Source organism: Paenibacillus sp. FSL R7-0128, from assembly GCF_038002245.1.
Taxonomy (GTDB): domain Bacteria; phylum Bacillota; class Bacilli; order Paenibacillales; family Paenibacillaceae; genus Paenibacillus_AQ; species Paenibacillus_AQ silagei.
In genome coordinates this window covers 3,646,982-3,668,247 of sequence record NZ_JBBOCD010000001.1, presented here as the reverse complement: position 1 = coordinate 3,668,247, position 21,266 = coordinate 3,646,982, and the positions used below count along the sequence as shown (strand labels likewise).

Genomic DNA, 21,266 nt, shown 5'->3' with positions numbered 1-21,266 from the left:
AGCGTTAGTATAGCATGTGCATAATGAGCATAGTATTACGGATTCGGCTGTGGCATTAAGATTGCATTAAGATGATCGACCATGCTGCAGCGCTGTATCACATTGCCCATACGCATTACTCCCCGCCGTAACCACTGAGCCATCCTTCTGTAGACCGAGCGTGTGGGTGCAGCCTGCCGCTATGGCAACGATATCCGTCCAGCCGCTTACCTCGCATTGTCCGTAATCATTCCAGCCTGTAGCCGTCACCGTACCATCCCATTGAAGACCTACCGTATGATGACTGCCAGCCGTGATGGCCTTAATCTTGCGCCAACCGCCTACTTCACCCTGTCCGCGCTTGTTCAGACCTGTAGCTACTGCTGTACCGTCTACTCTAAGTCCGGCCGTATGAAGATAACCCGCTGAGATCATCTTCAGCTCCTGCCAGCCATTCACATTCCGCTGCCCATAGCGGTTGTTCCCCGCCGTAATAGCCGTACCATCGGCCTTGAGTCCAACTGTGTGCCAGTCTCCTGCGGTAACCGCAACGATATCCGACCAGCCACTGACTTCACATTGACCCTCGTTGTTTCTTCCCGCCGCAACCACCGTTCCGTCTGTCTTCAGCCCGACCGTACGCCGCCAGCCTGCCGTAACCGCAACGATATCGTGCCAATCGTCCACGTTGCATTGATTATGCTTATTCCAGCCTGCAGCGATCACTGTTCCATCCGATCTTAGCCCTACTGTATGCGAATTCCCTGTATGAGCATTGCCCGCTGCAACCGCAATTATATTACGCCAGCCGCTTACCTCGCATTGCCCGTATGTATTTTCGCCGCAAGCCCGCGCGGTTCCGTCCGGCAAGAGCAGAACAGAATGGCGGTATCCCGCCGCGATGGCGGATAATGAGTCAGTATGCATATGGATGTTGCTCCTTTAGTTTCTTTTTCGTGTAAGGATCTCATAATGGTATTGCTAGTATTGCAAAATATTTGTTACATTTCAACGCTCTTGTGAAGGGCATTCTCTATGGCCTTGAGATAGGCTTTACTTGTAAGCGTGGCACCGCTGATGCTGTCTACCTGAAGCGATTGAGCCTGGATCACTCTGCCGAACAATTCATCTGCCGACGCCGCAGGCTGATTCTCCGCATGCTCCAGGAGCTGGATCGCTGTAACTTTGTGCGCTGTGACGGTAACCAGCACCTTATTCGCCCTCCATTTATACATTCCGCCAGCATATTCACCTGTATACTCACCTGCATGCAGCTTGTTGAAGTTCACTTGATCAATCTCTACATTCCGCGCTTCACGGCGCTCTTTCTCTGTATACAGCAATGCCGCGCCTGAGCCGATTAGTCCCACGAGAATCACGGTTAGGCACAACAGCAGCAGGTTGCGTTTCCACTTCTTTTTCATGTTGACCCTCCTTATCGTGAATGAATATTTTTAAGTTCATTCATTGTTAAGCGCGTTTAGCCATTCTTTTACCGATTCTGTCAAACAGATGTCCGGCCAAACTTTTGACAGGACCCAGAGAGACCGGATAATAATACGCCGCTTCAAACCAGCCGTTAGCCTGGTAATGCCGGTAATCCTTCGACCGCTCATCCAGCATATGCTGAATACTGGTCCGGGACAGCCGGAACATCAGCAAGCGGAACAATGTGGGAGCCGGCGGTGCCGGACGCATCAGTCCTTTGTAGAAGCGGGCCGCAGACTTGCGGATTCTCACTGCATTCTTCTGCGCGGCTGCCGGGGTAACTGGCTCCATCGTACTAAGCACACACCCTTTGGTAACCTGGAAACCCAGATTCTCTCCCATGCTGCTAAGATATTTGACAATCGCATTCCCGCCGTGAATCCCCTGATTGACGACCGACGTATACGTCTTGCCGAAGAACTGCGGCCGATGGAACACATACGCCAGCCGGTCCAGCAGATTCTTCATCGATGCCGAGACATGGAAGGCGTAATTGGGAGTCGCCATAATCACACCGTCCGCGCTCTCCAGCTTCTCGATCAGCACATCCCGGTCATCTTTGAGCGGACAATATTCTTCGCCCTTACTGAAACAGGTTTTGCAGCCCCGGCAGAACTCCAGCCTATAGTCCTTGAGGAAAATGTACTCAAACTCAATCTCTCCGTAAGTTCGGAGCTGTGCTTCAAACTCACGGACCGCTCTGTACGTATTGTTCTTCTGCTGATTGCCGATGATTGCGATGACCTTCTTCATGATTGTCCCTCCAGAATAGAATACAAAATAGTGGTTCTCTTGATACCTGCCCAGATTATGAATGAATAATTTTATATTCATTCATAACGTATATTAACATAGATATGCGCTGTTGTCTGTACGGACACGGCTTGATTTTGAACGATTGGTGAAGAGCTTCCGGGCCAAAAGAAAGAAGCCACAAGCAGCAATCTGCTCATGGCCTCCTGATCCTTGTATTCTAAACGCTTTTCACCGCCACGAGCCTCTTGTGAAAGCTATGGACCCGTCATAGTCAACATATACATTTTTGATATTAGGATGACTCAAATAATCAGTCACAGTGTAAAACAGCGGAATAACTGCCATATGATCCATGAGCAGCTGTTCGGCCGTGGCATAGATCTGCATACGCGTGCCGGGGTCGGCCGCCTGCCGGGCTTGCTGCATATAACGGTCATACGCTGTATTGCTCCACCCTGTATCATTGGAGACATTCTGTGAACTGAACAGCTCCAGCATCGAGGCCGGATCATTGAAATCAGCGCTCCATCCCGCTCTTGCTATAGCATAGTTCTGATGTATACGATTATCCAGCAGTTCCTCGAAGCTTTGGATTTCTACACTCGCTTCAATGCCTAAGTTCTTTTGCCAGTCCTTGATCACTTTACTTGCTATAACGTCATGATTGATATATTCATTCACGATAATAGTGAAGCTGGGGAACTTGGTGAGTCCCGCTTCTCTCATGCCTTCCTTCAGTAATTGCTTGGCCGCCGCCACATCCTCATGAAAGTACATCTTGTCCGACATCTCTGTGCGGAAATTCAACTGGGTCCCATGAATACTTGGCGGCACAAATCCAAACGCCGGATTGCCGTAACGCAAGGCTTCACGTTCAATCGCCATCGCCAATGCCTGGCGGATCTTCAGATTGTCAAACGGCGGCTTAGTCAGATTGAATTGATAAAAATAGGTGGAAGCATACGGCCCTTCATGCAGGTCGCGGTAAGATGCGCTATCTAAGGATGTATAATCCACTGATTCCACCCCTCCGCCTCCAACCCAGTCAACCTCCTTGTTCATATAAGCGACTGTCGGATTCTCAGGCAGCAGCAGACGTACCTCCGGCAGCTTAATTTCTTGGGCCGCATAATAAGCAGGATTTTTAACTATAGAAATCTCATTACTCTTCCATGTCTTGAGCTTGAAGGGACCATTGGTTACCATAGACTTAAGGTCTGTTGCCCATTGGTTGTCAGCCTTCGCAGTCTTAGCGTACACCGGAAAATAGATACTCTCTGCGAGCAGTTGGATGAAATAGGAGGTTTTCTCCTTTAATGTGACCTGGAGTGTGGTGTTATTCAACGCCTTTACGCCGATTTTGGAGGTATCCTTCAGAAGTCCCTCGTTGTAGTTCTGCGCATTATTAATCATGTACATATTAAAAGCGTAGACATTCTTGGCTTCCGGAGCCAGCGCCCGCTTCCACGCATACTCGAAGTCCGAGGCCAGCACCTGCTGCCCGTTGCTCCATTTCGCATCCCCGCGAAGCGCAAAGGTATACGTTCTGCCATCCTTGGAGAGGGTCCATGATTTTGCTATTGCCGGAACGGCCTGACCAGACGCATTCAACCGGACCAGTCCTTCAAATAACCCTTTGAGAACCGTCACTGTGCTGTCATCCGCAGCTGCTGCCGGATCAAGCTGATCAGGAAGACTTCCCAGACCGATACGCAATACCTTATTAGCTTGTGCAGCAGATGAAGTACCTGCCCCTCCCGTGAGCGTTACACTCATCATTAAACCTACTGCCAAAATGATATAAAGCAACCTTTTCATCAACGTTTCCCCTTTGTAAAGTCATTATGTACTTAATGAATAGAATAACATGCAGAGATGCTGTAATGCTGTCGCAAAAGATCGAAAGCAAATATGAAATTACTATGAAAAGATTACACAAAAAGAGGAGCCACTTAGGCCCCTCCCCTGTCAATCTCTTGGCTACTGGATCAACAGCCCAAACCCGCTCTGAATAAAATACAAGCTTGGATACGCAATATTGCTGGTCGTCAGGTTGTTGAAGGTCGCCGAGCCGTTGCCAGTATACGTGTAGATTGCCGCTCCCTTATGGGCACCGGAGAATCGTGAAGTGGTTACTCCATCGAGACCGGTGCCGTTAATGTTAATGTTGTTAAATACGATACCTGAGAAGCCCCCGCCGTATCCGAATTGGATCGCATCGCGCTGGGTGTTGATGATGTCGATGTTGGTGAAGGTAACGTTCTTGATCGGGTCACTTGAAGCTTCGAGATCAATTGCGCCGCGTTCCCCGTCATACAAGTCACGGCTGGTGCCGCTGTTAATAATCGTCGTATCCGAGAAAATCATCCCCGTATTGCTGTTGAAATGCGCCCCCGGGAAGGTCGTATTCAGCCGGATACCGGAGCCGCCCACCGTGTCGATAATGTAGTTATGATCCGCCTTGTGACCGCTGCCCCCGAAGATGCCGATAGCGCCGGCACGCCAGTTATTCTCAATTGTATTATACGAAAAGGTGTTATTCACCCCATCCGGCGCCCCGAACGTATTGCTCGGCCAGACAGCCAGTCCGTCGTCCCCGTTATTGCGCACATTGGTATTGCGGACAGTAGAATTGCTGGTCCCCTGGGAGAAGTTGATGCCGTCTGCCAGATTGTTGCGGATGCGGCTGTTCTCTACAAGCAGATTGTTCGCAAAAATCGCCGGTGTCCGCGCATAATCCCCCACCCACATACCGCATTCAAAATGCTCAATCCATACGTCATGGATGACCGAATTGTTGCCGAAGTTATCCATCAGGCCTTTGTAGATGGCATTCTGGTTGTAGCGGGACCGCAGATTCGAGTTCATATACAAATTGCTGAAATCCAGCTTGCCCTGGACGCGGAAGGAGATGCCCCCGCCAGCCGCATTGGGATTCGTAAATTGCAGATTGGTGTGCCAATAGCCTGCGCCTGTAATTGTAATGTTGTTGATCATGTTGCTGACCGAGCCAATGACCCACATGCTGCTCAGATTAAAAGTTCCAGCTGGAATGTAGAGTGATTTCCCGCTGGAGACGGCGGCTGTAACCGCACTGTTGAAGGCGGCCAGATCATCCTGCCCGTCTCCTGCCACTGCGCCGTAATCGGTGACCGATACCGAGTTGGCCGGACGGGCGATGGCTGCCGGTACAGGTTCAATCTCCAGGAAATCCACCCCGTATTCAAGGCTGTCTCCGTTGTTCTTCTGGATACGGATGGTGTCTCCGGGCTGCAGAGGGGTGTCCATCTTCCAGTGAACTTCATCGAACCGGAATAGCGGACGTCCAGCACTTGGCGCATCACCCGGCTGATCTCCAGAAAAGTATTGCCAGGCATAATAGGAGGTGAGCGGAATGGTCTTGGCCTTGGTTCCATTCACATATACGTCAAGCGCACCGGTAAGACCCATTCCGTCTGCCGAATCCGGCATCGTGAATCTCATGGTGACTCCGGCACCGCCTTGCCCCGCTCTCACTGTCCACTGTGCATATGCACCGTTAGACGGTAAGGCCACATAACTCTGTCCAGAAGCTTCGGAGGCAATCAGCGTCTGATCGAAATTGGGAGCGGACTTCACCACCGCAGCTCCTCCGCGGGTCGCATCCTGTGTATCATATCGGCTGTACGGAACACTTGCGCCGCGCAAAGCATATACAACCAGATTCACAGTGTTCACGTTGTTGGCCTGCTTCGTTGTTTCCTCATTAGCATCTGCTGCAATGGTCGTAGTGACGGTGTAATTGCCGTTCACTGCACTCCATGTGCCGGGAAGCGACACATTGACAGAAGACCCGGCAGTAATCACGCCGCTGTATGAGCCCGTGAAGGTCTGCACTGTCGAGCCTGCGGCGTTCTTCAGGGCTACTGTGATGCCATGGGCGCCGCCTGCGGAGGCAACATTGCCCTGATTCTTGACATTAACTGTGAAAGACACATTGTTTCCCGCAGCCGGTGTCCCCGGTGACCAGGAAGTCGTCCCGACAAGGTCGGAGCTGGAGACTGGAGCAATTACCAGCAGCGAAGAATTCGTATAGCTGTTGTTGCTTTCGTTCTGCTCAATAATCTGGCCCGCTTCATCTACCTTGGCACTAAGCGGATAAGTTCCGGCTGTTAGCGTTCCAGCATTCAAGGAGACTGTAGCTGAAGCCCCTGCAGCCAAAGCCGCAACGGGTGCCGAACCCGCCAGCTCGTTGTTCAAGTAGAAATTGACAGTGGTGGCTGCCGCTGCGGCATTGCCAATGTTTTTTACCGTTGCATTCAGAGTTACACTGCCTGTCTCCACCGGAGAAGCAGGAGTCCAGCTCATGCCGGTGATCGTCAGATCCGGGTTCGCTGCCGGTGTGCCGAATACCTGGAATTCAGCAATTTGTCCGGCTGGTGCACCGGAATTGGCGGCGATAGCAAGCTGAAGCCGCTTAACGGTTGCCGTCACGGGAATTGTCACCGTGTTGCCCGAAGCCGGATTGAAGGTATAGGTCTGAGCTGAAACGAGGCTACTGAAGGTGGTTGTATTCTGATTGTGCCCCAGGACTTGTATATTCTGGGTTCGTGTTCCCCACTCGGTCGCCGGATTCAGCTTCAGCACAATCGAAGTGATCGAATGATTGGCTCCAAGGTCAAGCGTAAGGGCGCTTGGATTCCCGCTGCCTTCCCAGTAAGTAGCTGTGTTGTTGTCGTTGGCATTACCGGCAAGGAAATTCTGTGTGTTGGAGGATGCACTGATCGCCTTACCAATGGCGATGTTCCCTCCAGGGGACACCGTTGGTGTAGGCACCGGTGTTGCTGTCGGTGCTGGTGTTGGTGCGGAAGTTGGTGCCACCGTAGCTGTAGGGGCCGGGGTAGCTACCGGCGTTGGTGTAGGGGCAGTTGTTGGAGCTGCTGTAGGTGAAGGTGCGGGCGTGGCGATGATTGCAGCCGCTACCGTAATTAGATCCAAATTGACATTGCCCGTATCCCCTGCATCGTATTTGTAAGCAATGCTGTTACTGCCAGCATTCAGCGGGAGTGCTTCAGCCTTCGTACTCCAGGTGTCCCAGTTCGCCAGGTTAGGCAAGGTGGTCTGGCGCTGCTTAACTCCGTTCACGTAGATACTGATCGTTTTGTCGCTTCCGCTTGCATTGGCATACTTCAGTGTAACGTTCCGTGTACCCGCCGCAGGTACATTGACCGAGAAAGTGGTAGCCGGACCTTGGGCCAGATAGTTGTCAACAAAGCCTGTGCCGGAGTATCCGGCATGGTCCGTGTTCACTTGCGCTCCGCCGGATAATGCAGCAGCCTCTGCTTCATAGGTGCCCGCTGGAACCGGTGATGCAGTAGGGCTGGCTGTAGGGGCAGAGGTTGGGGTGCTGGTACCGTAGATTTCAAGCTCGGACAACTGGCCCGCAGGCCATGCCGTATTCGCACTGAACAGCAGACGGACATAACGTGTGCTGGCAGCATTGAAGTTCACCGTGACACTGTTGTTCGCTACCGCAGGGTTGAAGACATATGCGGCCGAAGCAACGATATCCGTGAAGGCAGAGCCGTTCATACTTCCCTGAACAGCCAGCGTCTGCGTCCGGGTCTCCCAGCTCGCCGGAAGCTTCAGCACAAGCTGGTCTATACTGATGAGCGTACCCAGATCGACCTGAATCCACTGGGGAAAAGCATCATTTGCGCTCTCCCAATACGTATTCTGGTTACTGTCCTTAACGTTATCCGGCGTATAATTCTGGGATTGCCCGCTGGCGGTAATGGTTTTGTTAAGTACCAGATTCGGTCCGCCCGCTGCCGACGAACGGGTAAGCGGTCCAGCCGCCATGAATAGCGTTGAGATGAGCAGCGTAATTACAAGCGACCATGTAACAGACTTGTTGCGCATTCTATTCCTCCTTAATCTGATGTGGAACGACACACAGTGATATTCACAGCCCTCTAATGATAGCGATTACAACTATTGAGATCCCTTTCCCGCCCTCCCCTCGCTGCAATACACACTCATTATAGGTTTAATGCAGAGCACTCTTTAAGAGCTATTTCTACGGAAAAGATAGGTGATTCTATGAAACTGATCATTGAGCAGGATGGACTAGAATTAAGACAACAAAAACAGGTCACTTATGGTGGTATCTAACCATTAGTGACCTGCTTAATTTATAGGGATTGCATGCATCTTTATACGGATATTACATCGCAGATTCAAGTACACTTCCTAAGCTATATCTCCAATCTGATAACTCAAGCCCATCGCAAAAAAAGGAAAGTGAACCGTTCCGTTCAACTTCTTATCATCGACAGTTATTACATTATTCTTTCGCAATAGTATTGACTTATCATTTAATTCAAGAATGCAGTCTCCATCCATTTGGTTAAGGAATTTCCCAATGAAGACCATTAGATCATATGCCCAATTCGTATGGGAAACTAAAATATCAATATAGCAACTAAATTTTAATGTAATATCATAATCCTCACTTGCAAACATTGTGCCATGCCCACCCTCCTTGATGGAAAGTGTAAAGCCATCGCTAGAAACTGTGAGAGTATCATCAGTTTCTATTATATCAACATCTTGAAACAGTCTTGTTATTGAATTCTTTAATTCACTGAAATTAGAAAACCCTCCGAAATAAAAATTACAAAACATGATTTTCTCTCCTTTTCTAAGGTTTTAATCTCGTTATCTGTCCATCCTTAATAATAATTAATTCATCCAATGTAGGAATTTCATAATTCTTGAACTGTTCATAAAGTTCATCCAACGAACCCTTATATCCGTCTAAATTCATAACAATTCGACTCGCTTGCTCTTCGGTCTTTTTTTCTACGGTCGCCCAAATATTCCTAACCTTAAGCGTCTCTGGAGAATAACAATCAAAAGCATTACCATTAATAAGGAAGTCAGGGTTAGAGGTTTGTTTAATTCCATACCCATTTCCCCCCTTTGTGTTGGGCAACATTTCAATCTCATAGCCTTTGTTTGCTAATAAATCTGCCGCTTGATTCTGGAAAGTAATTGGATTCGGTTCGTTAGGGTCAGGCTTTTCATATTTGCCCTTAGGTTTTCCTCCCGGAGAACGTGTAGGTTCTGTCAGGTCAAAGTTCCCCTTCCCCTCCAACCCATCCATAAACCGCTGCTGCACCGGCGTCTTCGGCAAGGCTGGCGTATCGGGGATCTCTCCTATCTTGAAAACAAATCCTTCCGGCGTTTGCACTGCACGTCCCAGATCCGGGAGCTTTTGCTTAATCCCTTGCAGGGCATCCTTCGCCGCTTGGCTGACGGCGTCTTCTACCTCGCCTAGGACTTTCCCCGCTTTGCCTGCTTTGGTGACCTGGAGTCCAGGAACCAGAATCGAAGCGACCGCACCCAGCATCTTCGCCTTCTCTTCCGGGGTGCCCTCGTCAAACTGATGATACGCCATCTTCGCCGCTTTCACCAGCACTTCGGGATGGTCAATCAGATATTGCGCCTGCTGCTTCATTTCTGTGGTGGTTTTAACCGGGTCCACAACTAGCTTGAAGGCAAAGGTTGCCGTATCCGCCACGCCCATGACGACCTCTTTCACCAATCCTTCGGTAAAAGCCAGCACTACATCTCCCGACTGACGTACCTTGCTCTCCCATTTCGTGAGGCCGTACGTGTTATCCAGCCACCCCAGATAACTGGTGTACATGGGGGTGAGATATTCATTCGGCACATAGACTTTGGCCTGATAAAAGTCCCAGGTGGTCTCATTTTCCTTGTTGTCTGCGGTAATTGGCGTGCCGTCCGGCAGCATGAGCGGCGGCCCGTTCAACCGCCGCTCTGCTTCGATCTGCTCTTGAACCTCCTTAAGAGCCGCTGCGATCTGAATTTCCTGCCGCTTCGCCACAAGCTGGCTCCGCGCATATGCTCCGGCGGCGGTTTTCTCCATCGCCAGCCGCAGGAGCAGTAAATATTCTTCGTTATGTAGTAACGGAACCTTGCCCGCCGTAATCGACGGATCATACTCACAGGCGGTGATCGCCGGTTGCTTATAATAGGCGCTCAGATCCTTACCGGCTTCATAGTAGATCTTGGCTACGCCTAGAGAAGCCAGCTTCTGCCGGGCCTCTTCGGCCTGAGCGTGGACAGCCTCCATCTGTACCTGATTTCCGAACGCCTGATACACTTTGAAGGCCATCTGTGCCTTGGCGATCTCATTCCGCGCCGCGAAGATATCGTTCAGCTTACTTTGTGCAGCGATACTTTCTACGGTCAAGAGGCCGGAGGTCTGAATGACATTCCTGAGCTGCTGCACTACCGGGTCCCTGCTGAGTTCATCTTTTCCCGATAGAGCGGCAATCGAAGTGATGAGATTCGTCGCACTTCGCTGCACAAATTCGGGGATGGAGACCCGTCCGGCGGCTGGTTGCAGCCCCAAGCTGCCGAAAGCCGCGAGCAACAGATTAAATTTGCCTGTCAGCTTGTCCGCCTGCCGCTTATTCTCTTCCTGCAGCTCCGATACGCCTCTTAGGGCCACCCGGATGATATCCTCTAATTTCTCCGCTTCTACGGTTAATTCATTAATCAGGACCTGGGCCCTGACCAGATGGTCGCCCATGGGAATGCCGCCCCAGCTACTGGACTGGCCCTTCAATTGAAGATATAACCGGTTGGTGTCCTGACTCACCTGGCCAATCTTCGACTGCAGGCGCCTGACTTCATCTTCGTTAAATACTAGCTTCGTGGAAGACACTATGATCCCTGCTTCCTTCTCCAGAATGGATTCCGAAGTGAATTCTTCATAGTGTCCATATTTCCACAGCAATCAGATATATAACTCTCGAATATACCAAGCATCACACGCATAATGCTCGGAACCGGCGAGCGGGCCATCCATCTGGCCGAATCCGTGCTTGACATAGAAACGGCCAGCGGCCTGCATCGTCAGCAGCGTCTCCAGGTAACACTTGCGGTAATACTGCTTAGCGAAGGCAAGCGCCGTATCCAGCAGCTTTGCTGCAACGCCTTGGCCGCGGATGGCTGCGGACAGGTACATTTTCTGCAATTCACAGATCTGCTGCGCTTCGTCAAATGCCGCAATCCCGCAGCCGCCCAGCACCTGCCCGTCCACTTCAATAATCCAGTAAGCCCGGTTTGCCGCGCTATTATAATAGGTATATAAGTCTTGCAGGCTATCATCTGCCCAAGCCAAGCCTTCGCGGTTGCCGCCGAATTCAATCAGGCATTCCCGGATAATCCCCTCAATGGCTGTATTATCCCTGCGCTCAATGGGACGGATGGTAATCATATCGTTGTCCTCCTCTTAACCTCTATCTGTTTCGTTTCCTGCTTCGATGTATAGTGAACCTATCATATCATTTGCTGCTGATTGCTGTCATTCACTCGCAATAGCTAGGCCACCCTCTCCGGTTTGGCTCCTTCCCCCTGAATGATTCGCCTGCTATACTGGGATTTGCAAGCAGGATAAGGAGTGAGACAGATGAACAAGCTGGTATTTTTCCTCGGGCCCGGAGGGGCGGGCAAAACCACACTAGCCAAGGCTGTTGCAGCCCGGCGTCCGGCGGCAGTGTTCGATATGGACATTCTGCTGCGTCCGGCAGCAACCGCGATCATGACTATGCATGGGCTTGATCCTGACGACAGGGATTCCGATGAGTATAAAAGACTATGCCGCGACCTCGGCTATCGCATTACTATGGATGCAGCGCTGGATAATATCGGTCTGTCCAGCGATATCTACGTGGTGGGTCCCTTTACCAAAGAAGCGGCCGATCCGGAGTGGATCGGCCGCGAACTGGCGCGCATCGGGCGCACACTGGAGGAAGTCGAGGTCAAGGTAGTCCTGGTAGGACTTGCGGATGCAGCCATGTTCCGTGAACGGCTTGAAGGCAGGCATTCCGCGCTCGACACCTGGAAGTTCGCCCATTGGGAGAACTTTAGCGCTTCTCTAGGTCCCCGCACCGTAGCCTGGCCGCTCCCGTCTGCTCAGGTGGCGCAGATCGACAATTCCCATCCTGACCGGAATGTCGCTGTAGCGGCGGTGGAGGCTTTTATTTATGGAGAGGAAGCTACCGCTTAACCGCATGAACATAATGGATCGTCTCAAAAGCACTTAGCGCATCACTCCGGCCGCTGAAAAACCTCTCGTTGATCTCAACCGGAGACAGGTGCTCGTAGACCAGCAGCCCGGCCCCGGCCAGCAGCTCCTCTATCTCCGAATAGCTCAACCAGGATTGCATGGGCTCGCCGCTGGCAGCAGCCATTTGCACCATTTTGGCCACCCGGCCGGACACGCCCTGCTCCTCCATTAAATACTCATCTGCATAATCCAGAACGATAGAGCTACCTGAGGGAACTTTTGCGAGCAGCTCCTTAATCAGGCGGGCATTCTCCTCCTTGGTAAGGTAGTAGGATACCCCCAGCAGGCTGAACAAGGTCTTAGCTTCGGGATCGAATCCCCGATTAAGCAGACTGGAATACGTGAATTCGCCCGTGAAGTCCATGGGGACGAGATGAAGATTGCCCGGAACCTCAAGCTGTGCGTCCTTAAGCCTCTGCTGCTTGGATGCCTGGGTAGCAGGAGCATCAACTTCAAAAATCGTGAGCCGCTCCATAAGCATAGGATAACGGTAGGCAAAGCTGTCCAGCCCCGCGCCAAGAATTACATACTGCTTCAGCCCGAGACTCAGCTCATGCAGCACAATAGCCTCACAGTAGGCAGCACGTGCCAGCGGTGTGGGGGATAACTGAACCTGGACAATCCATCTCAAGATGGCTTCAGGATCATCCGGGTACCTCTCCGCGATCTCGGGATTGAAAAAAGCAATCCCCTGGACCATATTCCTGCGGATATCCGCGAATTCCTGCGGTGATATCAGCTTCGGCGCCACATCATCATTGAAGATCTTTGGACTGTCAAATTGACTGTGATACGCACGGCCAAAAGCGGCCACTAAGGCAGTCATGCTGGACTTGTTCTGCTTCATTCGTGATTCCTCCATGCAAAAATAAGATTCCCCTGGCCAGGAGAACCTTATTATATACACAAACTATTAATATGTGAATTATAGCATAAAAAATATTTTTTGTCAATGATAGATGTTACAATATTCCTTGTTCATCCCTGTTCTAACGAGCCCATTAGCTGGAAAAAGAAATCGGCCTGTGTTCAGTTCTGCGGCTAAATACCCGTATTCCCAGTCTGAAATCGTATTGAATACATATAGATAAGCTTGTCTGTTGTGCATAATTGCAACTCTCCCATCACTATTTGATATAGCCTATTATAGTAAAACTCCCCTGACAGACGGTGTCAGGGAAGGTGGGGAGAATGGGAAGAATCTACGTTAGCACTTGGGTGGACGCTCCGCAAACAGAACGTTGTTCCCATCGCTGTTGTGTCCAGATTTTTTTTCACCCCCCTTAGCGGTGAAAATCCGGACTCAAAGGCGAACGCTTCGCTTGTACACAATCGTTCTGCCCGCTCTGCTGTTTAAGCGAGAACTGAAGAACAACCGGGGTTTCGGGAGATTTCTGCAAAGGGCTATCGCCGCCTCAGAGAAAATCACTTTTGAGACAGCCCCCTTCCCGTTAACTCAGCTAGGCTCTGCTCTAAGATAAGCACCAGCTTCTCTGAAGCTTGCAATCTCCCCGCCGCCGACAGCGGCACAGAGCGCCGCTCCCACCGCCGCTTCCTCAGCATGTTCACCAAGCTCAAGCGGTAGCCCGAAGGCCGCTTCGGCCTTGGCGCACAACACCGGATTCGCCCGCAGCGCATTGCCTGAGCCTATAAGACGGCTGAATGTGCCCGCGCCCTGCTGTTCCAGATCTGCCAGGAAGCCGTGCAGTTCATCTACCATCCCTTGCAGAAAACCATGGGCTAGCCCGCCGGGAGTAAAATTCTCCAGCGTGATCCCCTCCACACTGCCGCGCTTCTCCGGGTCTGTCCTTGTCCCCAGGAACTGTGTGTTCACCGTAAGCCCTGTGATGCCGCTTCCCGGCACCTCTTCATTGAGCAGCCTGGACATCAGGGAATAGACATCTGTCGGCGCTTCTCCGGTGTATGAGGTGATCAGCTGCCGGAAGAATCCCTCCAGCAGGGCATAAGACTTGCCGCCGCTCAGGGCTGCGCCAACGATCAGCACCCCGCCACCAGGGAACGGTCGTACCTCCATTGCAGAAGGAGCTTTGGCGCAGTCAGGCAACCAGGCCGAGAGCTGGCTCCCTGTGCCAATGTTCAGCAGTAGAGATTCTCCGGGCTGCGGCACACTGCCCAGGAAGCTGGCTTGATTATCCCCAAGCGAGCTGTATACGGGAATGCCTTGTGATGTGCTACCGATTGCCGTCCCGGAGGGGACGACCTGCGGCAAAAACGAAGGGTCGATCCCGGCGAGACTAATCGCAGTTCTATCGAAATCCCCTGTCCCCAGACTGAAGCCCCCGATCCCCGTTGCCTGCGTTGCATCGATCCGCGGCACATCACTGTTCGCCAGCCTCATCGCAATATAGTCCGCAATCGTGCAGAAGCCGACTGCATGCTCAGGGACAAGCTGCCCGGACACATTATAGTAATGGGTGGCGAGTCCATAGCCGGGAGCTACAGTGTACCCGGTAATATTACTGAGCTGCTGCGCATAGGTAGGACTGCCCATCCCTCCGGTGAGCTGTCCCGCCCGTCCATCCTGCCAGGTATACAGCGGACCTATTGCTCTCCCATTTGTATCCAAATAGACAATTCCATGCATCTGCCCGGTTAGGCCAATTCCTGCTACTTCCGGCTGCTGCGCCAGCAGACGGTCAAGTATATGTTCCACCTGCTTTACAATCAATTCCGGGTCCTGCAGCCGCTCCCATTCCTGATTCAGGCTGAAAGGCAGGCTCGCTTGTGCTTCCGTAATACTATACAGAATCGTGCGTATCTCCAGATCATAGAGCAGCCCGGAGATGGATGTGGTTCCGATATCTAGTCCGGCCGTAATCATAGGCTCCATCCTCTTCCCTGTTGTATAGCCCATATGTTAAGCCTTCGCGAAGGATAGCGTCAACCGGGCGCATAAAACACTATGGAGCAAAAGATACTAGACCAGAGAAAGATAACTATACACGGAGGTACATATACATATATGAGGCTTCACAACAAAGTAGCAGTAATTACCGGGGCCGCGTCCGGGATGGGGAAGGCGATTGCCCTCCTGTATGCGAAGGAAGGGGCCAAGGTCGTAGTGGCGGATATTAATCTGGAAGCTGCCGAGACGGTAGCTGGTGATATTAAATCCGGCGGCGGGGAAGCCATAGCGGTACAAGCAAATGTTGCAGACGAGTCTGACATCCAGAATCTGATCGACAGTACAGTCAACACCTATGGCACGATAGATATTCTGGTAAATAATGCGGGGATCATGGATAACTTTGAACCGGCGGGTGATATTGAGGATGAGAGCTGGGAGCGGGTTCTCGCCGTTAATACAACTTCGGTGATGCGTGCTACGCGCAAGGTACTGCCTATTTTCCTGGAAAAACAACAGGGTGTTATCATTAACGTTGCCTCGGTAGGCGGTCTGTTCGGTGCCCGTGCCGGTGCGGCTTATACAGCCTCGAAGCATGCAGTTATCGGCTTTACCAAGAATACCGGATTCATGTATGCTGCCAAGGGAATCCGCTGCAATGCGATTGCGCCGGGCGGTGTGGAGACCAATATTGGTTCAACCATGACCCATATCAATCCTTTTGGCATGGAACGTACACAGCCGGGCGTGGCGCTTAATCCACGGATGGGCCAGCCCGCAGAAATTGCACAGCTCGCTCTGTTCCTGGCTTCAGAAGAAGCAGGCTTTGTGAATGGGGCAGTCATTACCGCAGACGGCGGATGGACGGCTTATTAGCAAAGGCCATCCCCCGCATGCTACGGGAAGATGGCCTCTTTTCTTAAACTACATTTATTGCTTTAGCTCCGTGCATCCTGCACCCTGATATTGCTCCCGAACAAGGTGGAATCACTCGTTAGTTTGTAGGCCGGATACCCGGCCTCTGCTTCGAGGCGCATCACGTCATCGAACAGCAATTCCTGCTGGCGGTCACACAGGAAGGTGAACGGCTCGGTCTGAAACACAATATCCGTTGGCGAAGGCTCGCTGACTACCCGGATGACCAGTATGCCATTACAGCCGCAGTCCTCCGTATCGTAGAACATTTTGAATTGCCCGGGCTTCCCGGCCAGACTCTGCTCCAGCCGTTCGCGGGTCATTGCATTAAGTTCAATCTGCATCTGTAATTTCTCCCTTCAGGACAACCTGTCCGTTATGCTGTATCTGTAGGCGACAAGTATAGTCTCTAATCTGCGCAGACCCGTGTGACAGCAGTCACTGTGAATGTGAAAATATAACTTTCAGCGCACATGACACATCAGCGATGAATACTTCCCCTTGAATATAACACAGAAACAGGCGCTGCCATAACCTGGCCTACCGCCCGGAGATGTCAACGCCTGCCCTATTCTGCTTCACCCGATCTGCGAGCGTACAGCTTCTTCCAGATTCAGCAGCTCCGTTCTGACCTGGACTACCTCGCCGATTATGATCATGGCCGGATTGCTGATCTTCATCGCGGCGGCGACCTTGTCGATATTGCCAAGCGTGCCGGTCACGATCCGTTCGCGCACCGTTGTTCCGTTCTCAATTAATGCAACCGGGGTCTGCGGATCCTTGCCGTGTATCAGCAGTTCCTTGCAGATCTCCCCCAGCTTGCTTACGCCCATATAAATCACAAGCGTATCCACACCATGGGCCAGCGCATCCCAACGCAGCGGCGAATCTTGGGTCTGGCAGCGGCTGCCAGTCACGATGGCGAAGGAGGCCGCCACACAGCGGTGAGTCAGTGGAATGCCGGCAGAAGCGGCTGCGCCCACCGCCGAGGTGATTCCCGGAATCACCTCATAGGGAATACCGGCTGCAGCTGCGGACAACGCTTCTTCCCCGCCCCTGCCGAACACGAACGGGTCGCCGCCCTTCAGCCGGACTACATGACTTCCAGCTGCGGCATGGCGGATCATCAGCCGCTCTGTCGTCTCCTGCGGCATCGAATGCAGACCCGGCGCTTTGCCGCAGTAGATGCGCACGGCATCGCCTCGGGCATAGTCCAGAAGCTCCTCATTCACCAGCCGGTCGTACAGAATCACATCGGCACATTGAATGCGCCGCAGCGCCTTCAATGTAATCAGCTCGGGATCACCCGGACCTGCGCCTACAATAGATATGCTGCCCTGCTTCATACGCTTTTCTCCAGGGCAGGTGTGCCCGCGAGCCCCGCCTCTCCGCGTCCCGGAAGCTCTGCTGCCGCAGTTGCTCCGGGTTTGCTGCCTTTTTGCGACCTGCTGCCTTTTTGCGATAAGTAGAATAGCAGGCCCGTGAATAGCAGACCGCCCGCGAAGTTGCCGAGCAGCACCGGAATGCCGTTCCAGACCCACCAGTCCGCCATCGTCACATTCGCTCCAAGCATCATCCCCGCCGGAATGACGAAGAAATTGACAACCGTGTGCTCGAAGCCCTGTCCGAAGAAGGTCAGGATGGGGAGCCACATGGCGAGGATTTTGCCGGAGGTGGATTTCGAGGTCATCGCCATCACTACACCCAGCGTAACCATCCAATTGCAGAGCATCGCCTTGATGAAGGCCAGCGCGAGCCCCTCTGCCCCCAGGCTCTGATAAGCCGTCGTCTTCCCTTCACTTGCCGTAATCAGCGTCTGCACCATGGGGTTCGACAGATCGGTGCCCATCCTCGTAATCGTCAGCCCGTATAATGCGGCATAGACGGCACACCCGATCAAATGCCCGAGAATGACCCAGAAGTAGTTCCCCAGCATGCGTCTGAGCGTAGTCTGCTTCTCCAGCACGGCCAGCGGGATCAAGGCGAAGCTGCCGGTAACCAGCTCCAGCCCGAGGATAATAATCATCACGAAGCCTACCGGAAAAAGAATCGCGCCCACCATAGGGATCTTGGTCTGTGCCGCTGCAGTGAAGGCCAGTGTGGTGGCGCATGCCAGAATGGCACCGCTGAGACTGCCACGGACAATGAGCTGCATGATGCCCAGTTCTGCTTTGGTTTTTCCCGCTTCAATCATGGAGCCCAGCACTTCGCCTGGTTTGACATAGTCCATTATGAATCCCCCTTATACGTGTACATGTATGAAAGAATTAGATCGTTAAGTACAAGCTGCCTGTGGCGTGATCGACCTCCACCTCATAGGTGGTCACATGCCCCGTATCGGGGGCCTGCACCACACCTGTATGCAGCTCTATCCGCCAGTCATGGAGCGGGCAGTGCACCTTGGAGCCGCAGACCATGCCCTCCGAGAGCAGGCCGCCCTTGTGCGGACAACGGTTCTCCACCGCCAGAACCTCTCCGTTGCTTAGCCGGAACAAGGCAATCTCCAGGTCATCTATCCGTATTGTTCGTGATCCTTTCAGATCCACATCATTCAGGTTGCCGATCAGCAGTTTTGTCATTGTCATCCTGGGGGCCTCCTTATACCGTCTCTGGCAAAGAGATCGGTTCGAAATTTTTGCGCAGCTCCGGGGTATTCACAATCTGCTTCCATGGATCGGTAGTCAGGCTGAGCGTCTTCTGAATTCTCTCCACCAGCGCCGCCCGTTCCTCCGGTGATTCCAGCGCCTGCTTGATGCTGTCCAGGCCCACGCGCTCGATCCACTGTGCGGTCCGTTCATTCCATCCGGCTTGCTCGCGGTAATACTGCAGGAACGCGCTTGCCCATTCCAGCACCTCATTATCGGTCTTCACCACGCAGAGCAGATCGGTTGCCCGAACATGAACGCCGCCGTTGCCGCCGACATGCAGCTCCCAGCCGCCGTCAATCGCCACCACCCCGAAGTCCTTGATTGTCGCTTCCGCACAGTTGCGCGGACAGCCGGATACAGCCAGCTTCACCTTCCCCGGCGCATTCAGCCGTTCAAAAGCCTTCTCCAGCCGAATGCCCATCCCCAGCGCATCCTGGGTCCCAAAGCGGCAGAAGGTGGAGCCTACACAGGTCTTCACGGTGCGCAGCGTCTTGCCGTAGGCATGCCCGGAAGGCATATCCAGCTCCTCCCACATCTTCGGCAGATCCTCCTTCTTCACGCCCAGCAGATCCAGTCGCTGCCCTCCGGTGAATTTGACCAGCGGCACATCGTATTTCACCGCGACCTCCGCGATCTTGATCAGCTCCGCCGGAGAAGTGACCCCGCCATAGATTCTCGGCACCACAGAATAAGTTCCGTCCTTCTGGATATTGGCATGGTAGCGCTCATTCGTATATCTGGATTCATTCTCATCCACGTATTCCTCCGGCCAGAGCATGCCCAGGTAATAGTTCAGTGAAGGGCGGCATTTCGGGCAGCCTTCCTCGTTGCTCCAGGACAATACATGCATGACTTCCTTCACCGTAGTCAGCTTCATCCGCTTAATCTCAGCGACAATCTCATCCCGCCCGAGCGTCGTACAGCCGCAGATTCCCTCCTTGACTGTAACGGCAGCCTCTCCGGCATAGAGCTGGAGCAGTCCCTCTACCAATGGCTTGCAGCCGCCGCAGGAGGCGGAGGCTTTGGTGCAGGCTTTGATCTGGCCGACACTGGTGCAGCCGCCGGCGGTAATCGCTTCGGCAATGGTTCCCTTCGTTACTCCGTTGCAGCCGCAGATGATCTCGTCATCAGGCATCCCTTCCAGCCGGTTGCCCTTGGGCGCAGCCAGCGCATCAGCCGGAATGCCGAGCAACAGTTCTTTCTCGCGTCCCTTAATATTCTCGCCCTTCTTGATCATCGAGAAGAGCTGCGCGCCGTCATTCGTATCGCCGAACAGCACGGCACCGATCAGCTTATCCTCCTGGATGACCAGCTTCTTGTAGATTCCTTCCGTCTCATCTTGGAAGCGGAGCGCTTTCGTTCCGGGCTGCTCGTTATACTGTCCTGCCGAGAAAACATCGACGCCGGACACCTTCAGCTTCGTCGAAGTCACCGAACCGGTGTATCCCTCCGTGGGAGCGCCTGCCAGTCTTTTGGCCAACACAGCGCCTTGCTCATACAGCGGGGCTACCAGGCCGTAGGCAATGCCGCGATGCTCTGCACATTCCCCGACGGCGTAAATGCCGGGCAGGCTGGTCTCCATATAATCGTTCACCACGATGCCCCGGTTCACCTCAATCCCGCTGCTGCGGGCCAGTTCCACATTCGGCTTGATGCCGACCGCCATCACGATCAGATCGGCCTCCGCCATCTCGCCGTCTGCAAACAGCAGGCCTTTGACTCTCTTTTTGCCGAGAATGGCTTCCGACTGCTTCTTTAGCAGGAACTTCATGCCCTGAGCCTCCAGCTCTCCCCGCAGCATCCGGGATGCGGCCTCGTCTAATTGACGCTCCATAATATATTCGTGGATGTGAACCACCGAGACGTCCATCCCCAGATGCAGCAGCCCTCTAGCCGCCTCCAATCCGAGCAGACCGCCGCCGATGACAAGCGCTTTGCTGTATTTTTGCGAAACGTCCTGCATGATCTCCGTATCCTTGATGTCACGGAAGGCAATGACGCCCTCCTTCTCCGTTCCGGGGATCGGCAGCATGAAGGGATTGGAGCCGGTCGCCAGAATCAGCTCGTCATACGCGGCGGTAACTCCTTTATCCGTATAGACTGTACGTGCAGCGGTATCAATAGAAGTTACTGTGTGTCCCGTATACAAGGTAATATTGAAGCTGCGGTACCATTCGAGATCATTAATTACGATTTCATCCAGACTTGCCCCGCCTGCCAGAACAGAAGACAGCATGATGCGGTTATAGTTGGGATAAGGCTCTGTGCCAACAATCGTAATCTCGTACGCCTCCGGCGCCAATTTGAGCAGATGCTCAATGGCTCTGACCCCCGCCATCCCATTGCCGACTAATATCAGTTTTTTACGCTTCACTGTCATCTGTATCTCTCTCCTCTCCAGGTGCACAACAGAAATAGCCCGCTTCACCCCGCCCGGAAAAGATACATTTCCCGTAAGCGATATAAGTGA

At 52.8% G+C, this 21,266-nt stretch carries 17 protein-coding genes and 1 pseudogene; 2 read left to right on the top strand and 16 right to left on the bottom strand.

Features of this window, described 5'->3' with window-relative positions; translation table 11 throughout:
* Positions 1 to 66 precede the first annotated feature (66 nt).
* The 8 genes from NST26_RS15195 to NST26_RS15160 form a co-directional block, all read right to left on the bottom strand.
* On the bottom strand, positions 67 to 906 hold the full coding sequence (locus tag NST26_RS15195) for an RCC1 domain-containing protein (RefSeq protein WP_340953100.1): 840 nt from the start codon (positions 904 to 906) through the stop codon (positions 67 to 69).
* 74 nt (positions 907 to 980) lie between these two features.
* Complete coding sequence (locus NST26_RS15190; RefSeq protein ID WP_339256605.1) at positions 981 to 1,403, bottom strand: FMN-binding protein; 423 nt, start codon at positions 1,401 to 1,403, stop codon at positions 981 to 983.
* Between the two features lie 46 nt (positions 1,404 to 1,449).
* Positions 1,450 to 2,220 (bottom strand): flavodoxin family protein, encoded by a 771-nt coding sequence (locus NST26_RS15185; protein ID WP_340953104.1) that lies wholly within the window; start codon positions 2,218 to 2,220, stop codon positions 1,450 to 1,452.
* A 231-nt stretch (positions 2,221 to 2,451) separates the two neighbouring features.
* Positions 2,452 to 4,041 carry a peptide ABC transporter substrate-binding protein gene (locus NST26_RS15180; protein ID WP_340953107.1) on the bottom strand — a complete coding sequence of 530 codons (1,590 nt, stop codon included), beginning with the start codon at positions 4,039 to 4,041 and terminating at the stop codon, positions 2,452 to 2,454.
* Positions 4,042 to 4,203: 162 nt separating this feature from the next.
* Entirely contained in the window at positions 4,204 to 8,124 is a 3,921-nt protein-coding gene (locus NST26_RS15175; protein ID WP_340953111.1) for a galactose-binding domain-containing protein, read from the bottom strand.
* A gap of 330 nt (positions 8,125 to 8,454) precedes the next feature.
* Positions 8,455 to 8,889: a hypothetical protein gene (locus tag NST26_RS15170; RefSeq protein WP_340953113.1), complete on the bottom strand. Its 435-nt coding sequence runs from the start codon at positions 8,887 to 8,889 to the stop codon at positions 8,455 to 8,457.
* A gap of 16 nt (positions 8,890 to 8,905) precedes the next feature.
* On the bottom strand, positions 8,906 to 11,032 hold the full coding sequence (locus NST26_RS15165; protein WP_340953116.1) for a CdiA C-terminal domain-containing protein: 2,127 nt from the start codon (positions 11,030 to 11,032) through the stop codon (positions 8,906 to 8,908).
* On the bottom strand, positions 11,033 to 11,515 hold the full coding sequence (locus NST26_RS15160) for a GNAT family N-acetyltransferase (protein WP_340953119.1): 483 nt from the start codon (positions 11,513 to 11,515) through the stop codon (positions 11,033 to 11,035).
* A 192-nt stretch (positions 11,516 to 11,707) separates the two neighbouring features.
* Here NST26_RS15160 and NST26_RS15155 point away from each other — a divergent pair, with 192 nt between their 5' ends.
* On the top strand, positions 11,708 to 12,307 hold the full coding sequence (locus NST26_RS15155; RefSeq protein WP_340953121.1) for a hypothetical protein: 600 nt from the start codon (positions 11,708 to 11,710) through the stop codon (positions 12,305 to 12,307).
* Here the strand turns inward: NST26_RS15155 and NST26_RS15150 are convergent.
* From NST26_RS15150 to NST26_RS15140, 3 genes and pseudogenes are all read right to left on the bottom strand, one after another.
* Positions 12,297 to 13,214: a class I SAM-dependent methyltransferase gene (locus NST26_RS15150; RefSeq protein WP_340953123.1), complete on the bottom strand. Its 918-nt coding sequence runs from the start codon at positions 13,212 to 13,214 to the stop codon at positions 12,297 to 12,299. The genes NST26_RS15155 and NST26_RS15150 overlap by 11 nt on opposite strands.
* Before the next feature lie 123 nt (positions 13,215 to 13,337).
* Positions 13,338 to 13,475 (bottom strand): annotated as a pseudogene (locus tag NST26_RS15145) (glutamine amidotransferase); the annotation flags it as partial.
* 348 nt (positions 13,476 to 13,823) lie between these two features.
* Positions 13,824 to 15,209, bottom strand: coding sequence for a sedoheptulokinase (locus NST26_RS15140; protein WP_340979340.1), 1,386 nt, complete (start codon positions 15,207 to 15,209; stop codon positions 13,824 to 13,826).
* A gap of 141 nt (positions 15,210 to 15,350) precedes the next feature.
* Between NST26_RS15140 and NST26_RS15135 the strand changes: the two genes are divergently transcribed.
* Entirely contained in the window at positions 15,351 to 16,109 is a 759-nt protein-coding gene (locus NST26_RS15135) for an SDR family oxidoreductase (RefSeq protein ID WP_340953128.1), read from the top strand.
* Between the two features lie 62 nt (positions 16,110 to 16,171).
* Here the strand turns inward: NST26_RS15135 and NST26_RS15130 are convergent, their stop codons facing one another.
* The 5 genes from NST26_RS15130 to nirB form a co-directional block, all read right to left on the bottom strand.
* The gene (locus NST26_RS15130) at positions 16,172 to 16,492 is read right to left on the bottom strand and encodes an iron-sulfur cluster biosynthesis family protein (protein ID WP_339314124.1); all 321 of its coding nucleotides are present in this window, start codon (positions 16,490 to 16,492) and stop codon (positions 16,172 to 16,174) included.
* Between the two features lie 234 nt (positions 16,493 to 16,726).
* Positions 16,727 to 17,494 carry a uroporphyrinogen-III C-methyltransferase gene (gene cobA, locus NST26_RS15125; protein ID WP_340953131.1) on the bottom strand — a complete coding sequence of 256 codons (768 nt, stop codon included), beginning with the start codon at positions 17,492 to 17,494 and terminating at the stop codon, positions 16,727 to 16,729.
* Entirely contained in the window at positions 17,491 to 18,378 is an 888-nt protein-coding gene (locus NST26_RS15120; protein ID WP_340953134.1) for a formate/nitrite transporter family protein, read from the bottom strand. The genes cobA and NST26_RS15120 overlap by 4 nt, the downstream gene beginning before the upstream one ends.
* A 37-nt stretch (positions 18,379 to 18,415) precedes the next feature.
* Positions 18,416 to 18,727, bottom strand: coding sequence for a nitrite reductase small subunit NirD (gene nirD, locus NST26_RS15115; RefSeq protein ID WP_340958063.1), 312 nt, complete (start codon positions 18,725 to 18,727; stop codon positions 18,416 to 18,418).
* Positions 18,728 to 18,746: 19 nt separating this feature from the next.
* Positions 18,747 to 21,176: a nitrite reductase large subunit NirB gene (gene nirB, locus NST26_RS15110; protein WP_340953137.1), complete on the bottom strand. Its 2,430-nt coding sequence runs from the start codon at positions 21,174 to 21,176 to the stop codon at positions 18,747 to 18,749.
* Positions 21,177 to 21,266 lie beyond the last annotated feature (90 nt).

What these genes read in the sequence shown, in the direction of transcription:
- NST26_RS15185 (WP_340953104.1), bottom strand. Translation starts at nt 2,220, where the DNA reads ATGAAGAAGGTCATCGCAATCATCGGCAATCAGCAGAAGAACAATACG.
- NST26_RS15130 (WP_339314124.1), bottom strand. Translation starts at nt 16,492, where the DNA reads ATGCAGATTGAACTTAATGCAATGACCCGCGAACGGCTGGAGCAGAGT.
- NST26_RS15140 (WP_340979340.1), bottom strand. Translation starts at nt 15,209, where the DNA reads ATGATTACGGCCGGACTAGATATCGGAACCACATCCATCTCCGGGCTG.
- NST26_RS15190 (WP_339256605.1), bottom strand. Translation starts at nt 1,403, where the DNA reads ATGAAAAAGAAGTGGAAACGCAACCTGCTGCTGTTGTGCCTAACCGTG.
- cobA (WP_340953131.1), bottom strand. Translation starts at nt 17,494, where the DNA reads ATGAAGCAGGGCAGCATATCTATTGTAGGCGCAGGTCCGGGTGATCCC.
- NST26_RS15175 (WP_340953111.1), bottom strand. Translation starts at nt 8,124, where the DNA reads ATGCGCAACAAGTCTGTTACATGGTCGCTTGTAATTACGCTGCTCATC.
- NST26_RS15120 (WP_340953134.1), bottom strand. Translation starts at nt 18,378, where the DNA reads ATGGACTATGTCAAACCAGGCGAAGTGCTGGGCTCCATGATTGAAGCG.
- NST26_RS15160 (WP_340953119.1), bottom strand. Translation starts at nt 11,515, where the DNA reads ATGATTACCATCCGTCCCATTGAGCGCAGGGATAATACAGCCATTGAG.
- NST26_RS15150 (WP_340953123.1), bottom strand. Translation starts at nt 13,214, where the DNA reads ATGAAGCAGAACAAGTCCAGCATGACTGCCTTAGTGGCCGCTTTTGGC.
- NST26_RS15135 (WP_340953128.1), top strand. Translation starts at nt 15,351, where the DNA reads ATGAGGCTTCACAACAAAGTAGCAGTAATTACCGGGGCCGCGTCCGGG.
- nirD (WP_340958063.1), bottom strand. Translation starts at nt 18,727, where the DNA reads ATGACAAAACTGCTGATCGGCAACCTGAATGATGTGGATCTGAAAGGA.
- nirB (WP_340953137.1), bottom strand. Translation starts at nt 21,176, where the DNA reads ATGACAGTGAAGCGTAAAAAACTGATATTAGTCGGCAATGGGATGGCG.
- NST26_RS15170 (WP_340953113.1), bottom strand. Translation starts at nt 8,889, where the DNA reads ATGTTTTGTAATTTTTATTTCGGAGGGTTTTCTAATTTCAGTGAATTA.
- NST26_RS15195 (WP_340953100.1), bottom strand. Translation starts at nt 906, where the DNA reads ATGCATACTGACTCATTATCCGCCATCGCGGCGGGATACCGCCATTCT.
- NST26_RS15180 (WP_340953107.1), bottom strand. Translation starts at nt 4,041, where the DNA reads ATGAAAAGGTTGCTTTATATCATTTTGGCAGTAGGTTTAATGATGAGT.
- NST26_RS15155 (WP_340953121.1), top strand. Translation starts at nt 11,708, where the DNA reads ATGAACAAGCTGGTATTTTTCCTCGGGCCCGGAGGGGCGGGCAAAACC.